The sequence below is a fragment of the Comamonas sp. HJ-2 genome, assembly GCF_053615495.1.
This window is the reverse complement of sequence record NZ_JBSIFD010000029.1, coordinates 41,579-54,818: the sequence shown is the minus strand read 5'-3', so window position 1 is coordinate 54,818 and position 13,240 is coordinate 41,579. Positions and strand designations below refer to the sequence as shown.

The 13,240-nt window shown below is 60.3% G+C and carries 8 protein-coding genes and 2 tRNA genes; 2 read left to right on the top strand and 8 right to left on the bottom strand.

Features of this window, described 5'->3' with window-relative positions; genetic code table 11:
- Nucleotides 1-2: 2 nt before the first annotated feature.
- The 8 genes from ACWGXF_RS20870 to ACWGXF_RS20835 form a co-directional block, all read right to left on the bottom strand.
- Nucleotides 3-75 (bottom strand) — tRNA-Gly (locus ACWGXF_RS20870).
- A 109-nt stretch (nucleotides 76-184) separates the two neighbouring features.
- Entirely contained in the window at nucleotides 185-2,599 is a 2,415-nt protein-coding gene (gene lon, locus ACWGXF_RS20865) for an endopeptidase La (protein ID WP_034360129.1), read from the bottom strand.
- A gap of 155 nt (nucleotides 2,600-2,754) precedes the next feature.
- Nucleotides 2,755-4,017, bottom strand: a complete 1,263-nt coding sequence (gene clpX, locus ACWGXF_RS20860; RefSeq protein WP_012837449.1) for an ATP-dependent Clp protease ATP-binding subunit ClpX — start codon at nucleotides 4,015-4,017, stop codon at nucleotides 2,755-2,757.
- Between the two features lie 176 nt (nucleotides 4,018-4,193).
- Nucleotides 4,194-4,802, bottom strand: coding sequence for an ATP-dependent Clp endopeptidase proteolytic subunit ClpP (gene clpP, locus ACWGXF_RS20855; RefSeq protein WP_003068910.1), 609 nt, complete (start codon nucleotides 4,800-4,802; stop codon nucleotides 4,194-4,196).
- Between the two features lie 133 nt (nucleotides 4,803-4,935).
- Entirely contained in the window at nucleotides 4,936-6,246 is a 1,311-nt protein-coding gene (gene tig, locus ACWGXF_RS20850) for a trigger factor (protein WP_003068908.1), read from the bottom strand.
- 329 nt (nucleotides 6,247-6,575) lie between these two features.
- A tRNA-Leu gene (locus tag ACWGXF_RS20845) sits at nucleotides 6,576-6,662 on the bottom strand.
- An 85-nt stretch (nucleotides 6,663-6,747) separates the two neighbouring features.
- Complete coding sequence (locus tag ACWGXF_RS20840) at nucleotides 6,748-9,957, bottom strand: efflux RND transporter permease subunit (protein ID WP_452102447.1); 3,210 nt, start codon at nucleotides 9,955-9,957, stop codon at nucleotides 6,748-6,750.
- Nucleotides 9,954-11,192, bottom strand: a complete 1,239-nt coding sequence (locus ACWGXF_RS20835) for an efflux RND transporter periplasmic adaptor subunit (protein WP_256629968.1) — start codon at nucleotides 11,190-11,192, stop codon at nucleotides 9,954-9,956. Before ACWGXF_RS20835 ends, ACWGXF_RS20840 begins: the two co-directional genes overlap by 4 nt.
- 191 nt (nucleotides 11,193-11,383) lie before the next feature.
- Here ACWGXF_RS20835 and hpnC point away from each other — a divergent pair, with 191 nt between their 5' ends.
- Both hpnC and hpnD read left to right on the top strand, forming a co-directional pair.
- Nucleotides 11,384-12,265, top strand: a complete 882-nt coding sequence (hpnC, locus tag ACWGXF_RS20830) for a squalene synthase HpnC (RefSeq protein WP_256631314.1) — start codon at nucleotides 11,384-11,386, stop codon at nucleotides 12,263-12,265.
- Nucleotides 12,266-12,398: 133 nt separating this feature from the next.
- Nucleotides 12,399-13,238 (top strand): presqualene diphosphate synthase HpnD, encoded by an 840-nt coding sequence (gene hpnD / locus ACWGXF_RS20825; protein ID WP_452102446.1) that lies wholly within the window; start codon nucleotides 12,399-12,401, stop codon nucleotides 13,236-13,238.
- The last annotated feature ends 2 nt before the right edge of the window (nucleotides 13,239-13,240 follow it).

Sequence of the window (13,240 nt, the reverse complement as noted above, 5' to 3'; positions counted from 1 at the left end):
GGAGCGGGAAAACGGGTTCGAACCGTCGACCTATACCTTGGCAAGGTATCGCTCTACCAACTGAGCTATTCCCGCATATCTACCGAAGCCCAACATTGTACAACGTTGTTTGCTGCGATGGATGAATTGTAGCGCAGTTCTGAGCCCTCCCAGAAAAAACGCCACAATTTTCACAAAACAAGCATCAATGCTTGATGGCCGCCTCTACCGGCTTGGCATCGGTGGACGCCACGGCAGCTACAGCCTCCTCAGTCAAGGGATCCGGCACGCGCTCCAGCGCCACCTTGAGAACCTGATCGATCCATTTCACAGGAACGATTTCCAGACCGCTCTTCACATTATCGGGAATGTCCTGCAAATCCTTGGCATTCTCTTCAGGAATGAGCACGGTCTTGATGCCACCACGCAGAGCAGCCAGCAGCTTTTCCTTGAGGCCGCCAATCGCCGTGACTTCACCGCGCAAGGTGATTTCACCGGTCATGGCCACATCAGCTCGCACGGGAATGCCAGTGAGAGCCGAGACAAAAGCTGTCGTCATCGCAGCACCGGCGCTGGGGCCATCCTTGGGTGTAGCGCCGTCAGGCACGTGCACATGGATGTCCTTTTTCTCGAAGGCTTCATCCTTGATACCAAGCAAACGAGCGCGGCTACGCACCACGGTGCGAGCAGCTTCGACCGACTCCTTCATCACATCGCCCAGAGAACCTGTGCGCGTAATGACGCCCTTGCCTGGCATGGTGGCCGCTTCGATGGTCAGCAGATCGCCGCCGACTTCGGTCCAGGCCAGACCCACAACCTGCCCCACCTGATTGGCATGCTCGGCACGGCCATAGCTGAACTTGCGCACGCCCAGATATTCATTGAGGTTGTCGGCATTCACCTCCACCTTGGGCTGAAGCTTGCCAAGTTGCAAGCCCTTGACCACCTTGCGGCAAATCTTGGACAGCTCGCGCTCAAGCGAACGCACGCCCGCTTCGCGGGTGTAATAGCGCACGATGTCACGAATCGCGGCTTCGGTCACTTCCAGCTCGCCGTCCTTCACGCCGTTGTTGGTGATCTGCTTGGGCAGCAGATAGCGGATGGCAATATTGGTCTTTTCGTCTTCGGTATAGCCCGACAGACGAATCACCTCCATGCGATCCAGCAAGGCCGAAGGAATGTTCATGGAGTTGGAGGTCGCCACAAACATCACGTCGGACAGGTCGAAGTCGACCTCCACGTAGTGGTCACCAAACTTGTTGTTCTGCTCGGGGTCCAGCACTTCCAGCAGCGCGCTCGAAGGATCGCCACGGAAGTCCATGCCCAGCTTGTCGATTTCGTCCAGCAGGAACAGAGGATTACGCGTACCGACCTTCTCCAGGCTCTGCAGCACCTTGCCGGGCATGGCGCCAATATAGGTACGGCGGTGACCGCGAATTTCCGCCTCGTCTCGCATGCCGCCCAGCGCCATGCGCACGTACTTGCGTCCTGTGGCCTTGGCAATGGACTGCCCCAGCGAGGTCTTGCCCACGCCGGGAGGACCCACCAGGCACAGAATGGGCGCCTTGACCTTGTCCACACGCTGCTGCACGGCAAGATACTCAAGAATGCGGTCCTTGACCTTTTCCAGGCCGAAGTGATCTTCGTTCAGCACTTCCTCGGCATTCGCCAGATTGTGCTTGATCTTGGTCTTCTTGCTCCAGGGCAGTCCAGTCAGCACTTCGATGTAGTTGCGCACCACCGAAGCTTCAGCTGACATGGGCGACATCAGCTTGAGCTTCTTGAGCTCGGCCTCAGCCTTTTTGCGAGCATCGGCAGGCATCTTGGCGAGCTTGATCTTTTTCTCGATCTCCTCGATGTCGGCACCGTCTTCACCCTCGCCCAGCTCCTTCTGAATGGCCTTGACCTGCTCATTCAGATAGAAGTCGCGCTGATTTTTCTCCATCTGGCGCTTGACGCGGCCACGGATGCGCTTGTCAACGTTGAGGATGTCAACCTCGCGCTCGAGTTGCTCGAACAGGTTTTCCAGACGCTCCTTGATGTCCACCAGATCCAGCACCGCCTGCTTGCTCTCGAGCTTGAGAGGCAGGTGCGCCGCAATGGTGTCCGTCAGACGACCGGCATCGTCGATGCTGGCGATCGAAGTCAGGATTTCCTGAGGAATTTTCTTGTTGAGTTTGACGTACTGGTCAAACTGCTGGGTCACGGCACGGCGCAACGCTTCGATTTCGCTTTGCTCATGGGCATCGCCTTCGGGCTCCACGGGCGTCACAGATGCCGTGAAGTGAGACTCTTCGTCGGCAACCTGCTTGACCAGCGCGCGCTGCTGGCCTTCCACCAACACCTTCACGGTGCCGTCGGGCAGCTTGAGCATCTGCAAGATGGTGGAGACACAGCCCACATCAAACATGTCTTCCGCTGCAGGCTCGTCCTTGGAGGCCGTCTTCTGCGCCACCAGCATGATGCGGCGGTCGCCTTCCATGGCCAGCTCCAGAGCCTTGATGCTCTTGGCACGCCCCACGAACAGCGGAATCACCATATGCGGAAACACCACCACATCGCGCAGCGGCAGCAGTGGCAGGTCCAGCTCGGTAGAAGGCAAAGGGGTTTGTCCAGACATAGGTATCCTCGGTTTCTCAGCGGAAGATGGTCCGCTTACCGGTGTATTTCAACCCCTGGGGGCAAATTGTTTTTGCCGCCTCAGGGGCATTGCCTTTCAGCCGCAGGCGACAAAACGAGCCCATTGGAGGGCCCGCCTTGCACGCAAGCACAGTATCAGGCCTTTTTGGCCGCTTCGCGGTAAACCAGCAGCGGCTCCTTGCCGTCTTCAATGGTGGCTTCTTCCACCACTACCTTTTCCACATTCTCGGCGGTCGGCAACTCGAACATGGTGCTGATCAGTGCCTGCTCGACAATGGAGCGCAGGCCACGGGCACCGGTCTTGCGAGCCAGGGCCTTGCGGGCGATCGCCTTCAGGGCCGCGGGGCGGATCTCCAACTCCACACCCTCCATGGCCAGCAGCTTGCTGTACTGCTTGACCAGCGCATTCTTAGGCTCGGTCAGGATCTGTACCAGTGCATCTTCGCTGAGTTCAGCCAGCGCCGTCACCACGGGCATACGCCCCACCAGCTCGGGGATAATGCCGAACTTGATCAGGTCCTCAGGCTCGATCTCGAGGAACATCTCCGAGATGGAGCGCTGCTTCTTGCTCTTGACGGTAGCGCCAAAGCCTATGCCCGAAGCCTCGGTGCGGTTCTCGATGACTTTCTCCAGTCCCGCGAATGCGCCGCTGCAGATGAACAGGATATTGGTGGTGTCGATCTGCAGAAAGTCCTGGTTCGGATGCTTGCGTCCACCCTGGGGAGGAATGCTGGCCATCGTGCCTTCGATCAGCTTGAGCAGCGCCTGCTGCACGCCCTCGCCTGATACGTCGCGCGTGATGCTGGGGTTGTCCGACTTCCGGGAGATCTTGTCGATTTCATCGATGTAGACAATGCCACGCTGAGCACGCTCGACGTCGTACTCACAGCTTTGCAGCAGCTTCTGAATGATGTTCTCGACGTCCTCGCCCACATAGCCAGCCTCGGTCAGCGTGGTGGCATCGGCCATCACGAATGGCACATTGAGCTGACGCGCCAGCGTCTGGGCCAGCAAGGTCTTGCCCGAACCCGTGGGACCGATCAGCAAGATATTGCTCTTGCTGAGCTCCACATCGTCCTTGCCAGCCTTGTCCTTGTGGTTCAGGCGCTTGTAGTGGTTGTAGACCGCCACGGCCAGCGTGCGCTTGGCCTGCTCCTGACCGATCACATAGTTGTCGAGATTGGCCTTGATTTCGGCGGGCGTAGGCAGATCGCCGCGACCTTCCTTGGCATCGGCGGCAGGCTGTTCGTCGCGAATGATCTCATTGCACAAGTCGATGCACTCGTCGCAGATGAACACGGACGGGCCGGCGATCAGCTTCTTGACCTCGTGCTGGCTTTTGCCGCAGAAGGTGCAATACAAATTCTTTTCGGTGGAAGAGCCTTTTTTATCGGCCATGGGGGCTGTGCCTCGTTACGAAAAAACGAAAATTAATGATAACCAAAGACAAGGCGGCGTAGGCCATCAGGGACAAACGCCGCCGAGCAAGCCCCGGGAGCCAGTCAGCAGCTCCCAGGTTTTTCATTGCCAGCACCCGCAATCCCAATCAGACATGGGACTCGGTGCTATGCATTTCAGGAACGCTTGCTGATTACCTGGTCGACCAGGCCGTATTCCTTAGCCTCATCGGCGGAAAGGAAATAGTCGCGCTCGGTGTCGTTCTGAATCTTTTCCAGGGGCTGACCAGTACGCTCGGCGAGTATTTTGTTCAGGCGCTCGCGGGTCTTGATGATTTCGCGGGCATGAATTTCGATTTCGGTCGCCTGACCACGTGCACCGCCCAGAGGCTGGTGAATCATGACCTGGGCATTGGGCAGTGCATAGCGCTTGCCCTTGGCTCCGGCCGACAGCAGGAAAGCGCCCATGCTCGCCGCCATGCCGGTGCACAGCGTCGAGACATCAGGCTTGATGAAGTTCATGGTGTCAAAAATCGCCATGCCTGCCGTCACGCTGCCGCCGGGGGAGTTGATATAGAAGGAAATGTCCTTGTCAGGATTTTCGCTTTCCAGGAACAACAACTGGGCTACCACCAGGTTGGCGGTCTGATCGTTAACCTCGCCCACCAGGAAAATCACGCGCTCCTTGAGCAGACGCGAATAAATGTCATAGGAGCGCTCACCGCGACCCGACTGTTCAATGACCATGGGCACCATGCCCAAACCCAATGTATCCAATGCGCTCATGTTTTCTCCAGTGCTATGCGCCTACTGTAGCCGCATTCTGAAAAGAAAATGGGGCTTGCGCGCAAAAGCACAAGCCCCGCAATTCAAGTTATCGGAACTCGCCTAGGGCAAGCACCGATAAAAGATCCAGCCCTTAGGCTTGACCCATCAGCTCGTCGAAGGAAACGGCCTTGTCGGTCACCTTGGCCTTGCCCAGAACGAACTCGGTCACGTTGTTTTCGATCACAACGGCTTCCACTTCAGCCAGACGATTGCGGTCGCCGAAGTACCAGCGCACCACGTCTTCGGGCTTCTCGTAGCTGGATGCCAGCTCTTCCACATGAGCCTTGATCTGTTCGGCAGTGGCTTGCAGGTTGTTGGTCTTGACCAGCTCGGCCACCACCAGGCCCAGACGCACGCGACGCTCGGCTTGGGGCAGGAAGATGTCTTCAGGGATTTCAGCCTTGGCTGCGTCCTTGATGCCGCGCTGTTCCAGTTCGGCGCGTGCGCCTTCCAGCAGGCGGCCCACTTCAGCTTGCACGGAAGCCTTGGGCAGATCCAGCTCGGCCACGGACACCAGGGCGTCCATCACGGCTTGCTTGTTGCGGCCTTGAACGCGGAACTTCACTTCGCGCTCCAGGTTCTTCTTGATGTCGTCGCGCAGGGCTTCAACAGAGCCGCCGTCCACACCCAGAGTCTTGACGAACTCTTCGTTCACTTCGGGCAGGTTGGGAGCTTCCACCTTCTTGACGGTCACCAGGAAGTCGGCGGTCTTGCCAGCCACATCGGCGCCGTGGTAGTCAGCAGGGAAGGCCAGGGGGAAAGTCTTGGACTCGCCAGCCTTCATGCCGCGGGTTGCGTCTTCGAATTCCTTGAGCATCTGGCCTTCGCCGACCAGGAACTGGAAGTCTTCAGCCTTGCCGCCGGAGAAAGTCTCGCCGTCAATCTTGCCTTCGAAGTCCACAGTCACGCGGTCGCCGTCCACGGCTGCTTCACCGGCAGCGCGCTCGGTGAAGGTGCGACGCTGCTTGCGCAGAATGTCCACGGTCTTGTCGATGGCTGCGTCGTCCACGCTGGTGGACAGCTTTTCCACTTCGGCTGCAGTCAGATCGCCGATCTTGACTTCGGGCATGACTTCGAACACGGCATCGAATTGTGCTTCGCCTTCGGGAGCGCCTTCCTTCTCGGTGATCTTGGGCTGACCGGCAACACGCAGATCGGCTTCGTTCACGGCAGCGGCAAAAGCCTCGCCCACCTTGTCGTTCAGCACTTCGTATTGCACGGAGTAGCCATAACGCTGAGCCACAACGCTCATGGGCACCTTGCCAGGACGGAAGCCGTCCATCTTCACGGTGCGTGCCACCTTCTTCAGGCGAGCATCAACTTCAGACTGGATCGCAGACAGGGGCACGCTCAGCGTGATCTTGCGCTCGAGCTTTTCAAGAGTTTCAACGTTAACGGCCATGATTTTTCCTAAGAGGGATGAGGACCGTGCAGATTGCCAAGCAACCCGCACCGTATTGCGCAAAGTCACAGTGCGCGCATACCCAACGACATGCGGCACCACAAATTTCCAGAGCCTGCCCCGGTCATTTGCCCCAGCGTCTGGCGCCAGGCATTTGTTCAAATCAGGAACAGGCGAAGCCGACCATTATAACGAGGCGCCGCGCAGGCTCCGCCATCGCCCTACAGGGGTTTGCCTTAAAAGCTGACGCCGCGCCTGCAAAGCAGGAAAAGAAAAAGCCCGTAACGGCTTGGGGTTACGGGCTTGAGGCAGCAGGGACCGCCAATGTCTGGTGCGCGGAGCCGGACTCGAACCGGCACGGTGTTGCCACCGTCAGGACCTAAACCTGGTGCGTCTACCAATTTCGCCACCCGCGCGGTCAGCAATGCGCAAATTTACGCTTGCTGAGGTCAAGACGCAGATTCTAGCCGCAAAATTGGCTGTCTTTCTTTCATAACAGGCTCAGGCCGTGTCCTTTCTGATGCGGAAAGCCGCCGCATACATGGCGGGCAAGGCCAGCAGGGTCAGCACGGTCGCCACAATCAGACCGCCCATGATGGCCACAGCCATGGGGCCCCAGAACACACTGCGCGACAGCGGAATCATGGCCAGTACGGCAGCCGCTGCAGTCAGCACGATGGGGCGCAGGCGATGCACGGCAGCCTCCACAATCGCATCCCATGCCGGCACGCCCTGGGCTCGTCCGCTCTCGATCTGATCGATCAGGATGACCGAATTGCGCTGAATCATGCCCATCAAGGCCACAACGCCCAGCAGAGCCACAAAGCCAAAGGGGCGATTCAGCAGCAGCAAGGCCGCAGCCACACCAGGGATGCCCAGCGGGCCGGTGATAAAGACCAGCAGCGAACGGCTGACGCTGCGCAACTGCAACATAAGCAGGGTGAAAGTCAGGAAAAGCAGCACCGGGACTCCTGCCACGATGGCACCCGACCCCTTGGAACTTTCCTCCACGGCACCGGCCACTTCGATGCGATAGCCGGTGTCGCCCGCAGCATGCCAGCCAGCCTCCATCTTGCGCAACTGCGGCAACAGCTCGTTGGTCAGCGTTGCACCTTGCAGGCCTTCGCGCACATCGCCTTGAACGGTAATCGCGAAGTTGCGCTTTTCGCGCCACATCACGCCCGGCTCCCAGACCATGACGGGCTTGGCAATCTGCGTGAGCGGAATGGACTGCCCGTTTGCCGTGGTGACATAGACACCCGCGATATCGGTAATTGCATCGCGGTCCTGCTTGGGCGGGCGCATCACGATATCGATCAGCTTGTCGCCTTCACGGAACTGCCCCACTGTGGTGCCGCTGAAGTTCATGCCCGTGGCTTCGGCGATCGACTGGCTGGTCACACCCAGGGCACGCGCCTTGTCCTGATCGACCTGCAGGCGGATGACCTTGACGGACTCGTTCCAGTTATCGTTCACGCCACGCATATCGGCATTGGCCTGCATGAGCGCCTTGACTTCATCGGCGTAGGTGCGCAGCTTGGCTGGGTCCGAGCCCATGACACGGAACTGCACCGGATATTGCACGGGCGGCCCATTGGGCAGTAGCTTGGAACGCGCCCGCACCTCGGGGAATTCCTCGGCCATCAGCGCCGGCAGCTGCTTGCGGATTTCCTCGCGCGCCTTCAGGTCTTTGGCCACCAGAATGAACTGGGAGACGTTGTTCTGCGGAAACACCTGGTCCAGCGGCAGATAGAAACGCGGTGCTCCAGAGCCTATCCACTCGCTGACGGACTCCACTCCGTCGAGCTGCAAAAAGCGCTTTTCCACGCGCAGCGTCACTTCCTTGTTGGCCTGCAAGGACGTGCCCTCGGGGAACCATATATCGACGAGCACTTCTGGGCGGCTGGAATCAGGGAAGAACTGCTGCTGCACTTTGCCCATGCCCGCCAGACCCAGCACAAACACCAGCACCGTCGCGCCAATCGTCAGCCAGCGGTGCTGCACACACCAGTTCACCATGCGGCGAAAACGGTTGTAGAACGGCGTATCGAACAGCTCATGTTCACCTGCATTGGTGTTGATGCCTGCTTCTTCGGCCGAGACCTCACCGGATGCCACTTCGGGCGGCAGCTTGGCGGCATGCGGCGGCTTCTTGAGCAGCAGCAGGCCCAGATAGGGCACGAAGTACACCGATGCAAACCAGCTGAGCACCAGCGCAATCACCGTCACCGCAAAGATGGCAAAGGTGTATTCACCCGTCATGGACTTGGCCATGCCGATGGGCAGAAAGCCCGCTGCCGTGATCAGCGTGCCGGTCAGCATGGGCTTGGAGGTGATTTCATAGGCAAAGGTGGCGGCGCGGTACTTGTCGTAGCCCTCCTCCATCTTGCGCACCATCATCTCCACGGCAATGATGGCGTCGTCCACCAGCAGGCCCAGCGCAATGATGAGCGAGCCCAGCGACACCTTGTGCAGACCGATATTCCAATACCACATGGCCAGGAAGGTTGCGGCGAGCACCAGCGGAATGGTGATGCCCACCACCAGTCCGGGACGCGGGTCGATATACCAGCGCTTCCACAGCGGATGCTGCCCCGGGCGCTTGTGCAGACCCAGACTCAGAAAGCTCACGGCCAACACCACGACCACAGCCTCGATCAGCACCTGGAGAAACTCGCTGACCGAATCTGCCACCGCCTTGGGCTGGTTCTGCATATTGCTCAGCGTCACGCCCACGGGCAGGCTTTTGGCGATGCGCTCCGTGGCCTGCGTCAGCGCCTTGCCCAGGGCAATGATGTCGCCGCCCTTGACCATGGACACTCCCAGCGCCACCGTAGGCTCGCCCTGAAAGCGCACCATGACATTGGCCGGGTCGGCATAGCCGCGACGCACCTCGGCGATATCGCCCAGCCTGAGCTGCGCTCCGCCCTGGCCGATGATGGGCATGGCACGCAGTTGCTCCAGATCGTTGAACTGACCCTGCACACGCAACACAATGGTTTCAGCCGGCGTCTGCAAGGTACCGGCCGATGCCACGGCATTTTGCTGGTTGAGCTGATCGAGCACCTGCTTGAGGTTCAGCCCCATCTGCGTGGCGCGGTGCGACAGCTCCACATAGACCTTTTCATCCTGCACGCCGAACTGCTCGACCTTGGCCACATCGGGCACCTGCAGCAGTTGCTGACGCACATCGTCGGCCAGGGTCTTGAGCTCGGCATAGCTGAAGCCCTTGGCCTGCAGCGCATAGATCACGCCATAGACATCGCCGAAATCGTCGTTGAAAAACGGTCCCTGAACGCCCTGCGGCAGGGTGTAGCGCATATCCCCCACTTTTTTGCGCACCGTATACCAGAGCTGCGGCACCTCCTTGGGGGGCGAATAGTCCTTGACCTGGAAGATGACCTGCGACTCGCCAGGCTTGGAGTAACTGCTGATCTTGTCGGCATAAGGCACTTCCTGCAGCGTGCGCTCGATCTTGTCCGTCACCTGCTGAGCCACCTGCTCGGCAGTCGCACCGGGCCAGTAGGTGCGAATGACCATGGCACGGAAGGTGAACGGAGGATCCTCGTCCTGGCCCAGCTGAAAGAAGGCCGCAAAGCCCAGCAGCATCAGCACGACGATGAAATAGCGCGTCAGCGCCACATGATCGAGCGCCCAGCGGGAAAGATTGAAATGCGCACCACCGGTCTTTTTGTGTCCAGTGCCGCTCATTTGCCCGCCTCCGCAGCGACTGCAGGCTGAGACGCTCCAGATTCAGGAGCATTCTGCATTTTATCCACCTGCGTTTTGGGCTGATTTGATACAGAGTTTTGTGGTGGCTTGGCGTATTTGTCGCGATATACCGTCACCTTCTGGCCCGGGGTCAGCACATGGGCGCCTGTGGCCACCACCTGCATGCCAGGCTGCAGACCCGAGGCAATCACCGCCTCATTACCGTCGGCGCTGGCAATCTGCACCGGCTGCAGCTTCACCGAGCTGCTGGCCGCGTCATAGAGCCAGACGGCCGTACCCTGACCGTTACCACCCTCCTGGCGCAAGGCCGTGGTTGGCAACTTGATGACCTGGCTGCCTACGGCTTCGCGGCTCACGCCCATGCCCTCCGGCATGACATGCACGGTGGCTCCCAATGCGGGCAGGTCCGCTCCCTGCAGAGCGGCCTTGACCACATAGGTGCGTGTGGCCGGATCGGCGCTGGCCGCCACCTCACGCACCAGGGCGCTGATGACGCGCGACTCATCCGACCAGGGCCTGACCTTGACGCCCTGCCCCTGCTTGATGGCGCTACGCCGGTCTTCCGGCACGCTGAACACCGCGTCGCGCGCACCATCCTGGGCAATCCGCACCACGGGTGTTCCGGCCGCAACCACCTGACCGGGCTCGGCATCCACGCTGGTGACCACGCCATCGGCATCAGCCAGCAACTGGGTGTAGTTCTCCTGATTGGACTGACTGGAGAGCTGAGCCCGCGCCTGGTCGAGCGATGCCTGGGCCGCCTTCAGATTGGCCTCGTAGCGCTCCATCTCGGCGGCGCTGATGAAGTTCTGTGCACGCAGGGTACGAAAACGCTTGGCATTGGCATCGGCCAGATCACGCTGCGTGGTAGCCGAGGCCAACTGGGCGCGCGCGGCATCGGCACTGAGCTGATAGTCACGTGCATCCAGGCGCGCCAGCACCTGTCCGGCCTTCACATGCTGGCCCAGCTCCACCTCGCGCTTGGTGATCTTGCCCGCCACGCGGAAGCCGAGGCGAGACTCCACACGGGCCCGCACATCGCCCGAATATTCCTGTGCAGATTCGATCTGCCCCTCACCCACGGTCACCAGTTTGACGGCACGCACCGGCTCGGGCGCAGCCTCCTTCTTGGAACAGGCCGACAACATGACAGCCGCCGCCACTATGGACAGCGCAGCCAGGGGCACGGCAGGCCGGCGCGGCAAAGACAACATTGCAAAACGACGAGAAGACGAAACAGCCATGGTGTTCTGGGCTTGTAAAAATAGGAAAAGCGCAGCCGCCGGGCAGGCCGCTGCACCAAAGTCAGCGCTGATTGTGCACGCACGTGCGCTTTTGCGCCGTCTTTTTATGGGCTGGAGCAAGCCGGCAAGCCCGCCCGGTCCACAATACGGGCGTGAACCATATGCCCCCAGCAAGCCCCGTCGCCAATGCGCCGGCCAGCATCAACCATTACGAAAATTTTCCCGTCGCCTCCTGGCTGTGCCCGCCACGGCTGCGTGCACCCATCGCCGCCATCTACCACTTTGCGCGCACCGCCGACGACCTGGCCGACGAGGGCCAGCACAGCGCCGAGCAGCGCCTGGCACAGTTGCAGCAATATGCCGCCGATCTGCAGCAGCTAGGCAACGCTGGGGAAACAGCGATGCTGATGCGCACCGCCTGGCCGCATATCTTTGGCCCGCTGGCAGTCCAGGTCCAGGCCCATGGCCTGCCCAAGCCATTGCTGGCCGACCTGCTCAGCGCCTTCGAGCAGGATGTGCGCATGACGGCCGCCCAGGCCTGCTACACCGACATGGCCCAGTTGCTGGATTACTGCCGCCGCTCGGCCAACCCGGTCGGCCGCCTGCTGCTGCATCTGTATGGCGTGGTCAACGCCAAGGCACTGATTCAGAGTGACGCCATCTGCACCGCGCTGCAGCTGATCAACTTCTGGCAGGACCTGAGCCAGGACTTGCCGCGCCAGCGCCATTACCTGCCGGATGCCGATCTGGCCCGCCACGGCCTGGTGCGCAGCGCCATCAAGCCGGAAGCAGCGGCATTGACGCCCGAGCTTCAATCTTTGCTGGGCGAACTCAACCGCCAGGCCCGCAGCCTGATGAACCATGGTGCGCCCCTGGTACATCAACTACCCGGTCGTACGGGCTGGGAGCTGCGCCTGGTCGTGCAAGGCGGTCTGCGCATTCTGGACAGACTGGACGCCATGCAGGGGCGCAACCTCTATCAGCGCATCAAGCTGGGCAAGCTCGATATGGCCGCCATGCTCTGGCAAGCCCTGCGCATGTAAGCGAAGCAGATAGCCCTGAACCCTTTCTGTATATGAGCAGTTCGCTATTGAATTTGAAGTCCAACCAGGTGCATGCCGCGCATTTCACTGTTGTGTCGGCCAACGACCCGCGTCATGGGACAATGCTCCCCCTATGAATCCGGATCAGTACGTCCAAGACAAAGCCGCCTCTTCGGGCAGCAGCTTCTATTACGCCTTTCTCTTCTTGCCCAAGGAGCGCCGCGCCGCCATCACGGCTTTCTATGCCTTCTGCCGCGAAGTGGATGACGTGGTGGACGAGGTCACGGACCCCGGCGTGGCAGCCACCAAGCTGGCCTGGTGGAAGACCGAGGTGCACAGGGCATTCACCAGCCAGTCCGCTCATCCCGTGATGCAGGCACTGATGCCCCACGCCAAGACCTATGGCATCGAAGAGCGCCATCTGCAGGCCGTCATCGAAGGCTGCCAGATGGATCTGGATCAGACCCGCTACCTGGACTTTGCCGGTCTGCAGCGCTACTGCCATCTGGTCGCCGGCGTGGTAGGCGAGGTTGCCGCCCGCATCTTCGGGCAGACCGAGGAGCGCACCACCGAATACGCCCACACCCTGGGCCAGGCCCTGCAGTTGACCAATATCATCCGCGACGTGGGCGAAGACGCCATGCGCGGGCGCATCTACCTGCCTATCAGCGAGCTTCAGCAGTTCGACGTCAAGGCCCACGAGATCAACAAGCGCGAGTATTCGGATCGCTTCACGGCGATGATGCGCTTTCAGGCCGAGCGTGCCCACAGCCTGTATGACAAGGCGCTTGGCCTGCTGCCCGATGCCGACCGCCACGCACAAAAGCCCGGCCTGATGATGGCAAGCATCTATCGCACCCTGCTGCGCGAAATCGAGTCCGAGAACTTCCAGGTGCTGCACCAGCGCATCAGCCTCACGCCACTGCGCAAGTTCTGGCTGGTCTGGAAGATGCAGGCACTGGGCCGCATGTAAGC

Excerpts from the sequence above, each read along its gene's own strand:
- lon (WP_034360129.1), bottom strand. The coding sequence starts at position 2,599 with ATGTCTGGACAAACCCCTTTGCCTTCTACCGAGCTGGACCTGCCACTG.
- clpX (WP_012837449.1), bottom strand. The coding sequence starts at position 4,017 with ATGGCCGATAAAAAAGGCTCTTCCACCGAAAAGAATTTGTATTGCACC.
- clpP (WP_003068910.1), bottom strand. The coding sequence starts at position 4,802 with ATGAGCGCATTGGATACATTGGGTTTGGGCATGGTGCCCATGGTCATT.
- tig (WP_003068908.1), bottom strand. The coding sequence starts at position 6,246 with ATGGCCGTTAACGTTGAAACTCTTGAAAAGCTCGAGCGCAAGATCACG.
- ACWGXF_RS20840 (WP_452102447.1), bottom strand. The coding sequence starts at position 9,957 with ATGAGCGGCACTGGACACAAAAAGACCGGTGGTGCGCATTTCAATCTT.
- ACWGXF_RS20835 (WP_256629968.1), bottom strand. The coding sequence starts at position 11,192 with ATGTTGTCTTTGCCGCGCCGGCCTGCCGTGCCCCTGGCTGCGCTGTCC.
- hpnC (WP_256631314.1), top strand. The coding sequence starts at position 11,384 with ATGCCCCCAGCAAGCCCCGTCGCCAATGCGCCGGCCAGCATCAACCAT.
- hpnD (WP_452102446.1), top strand. The coding sequence starts at position 12,399 with ATGAATCCGGATCAGTACGTCCAAGACAAAGCCGCCTCTTCGGGCAGC.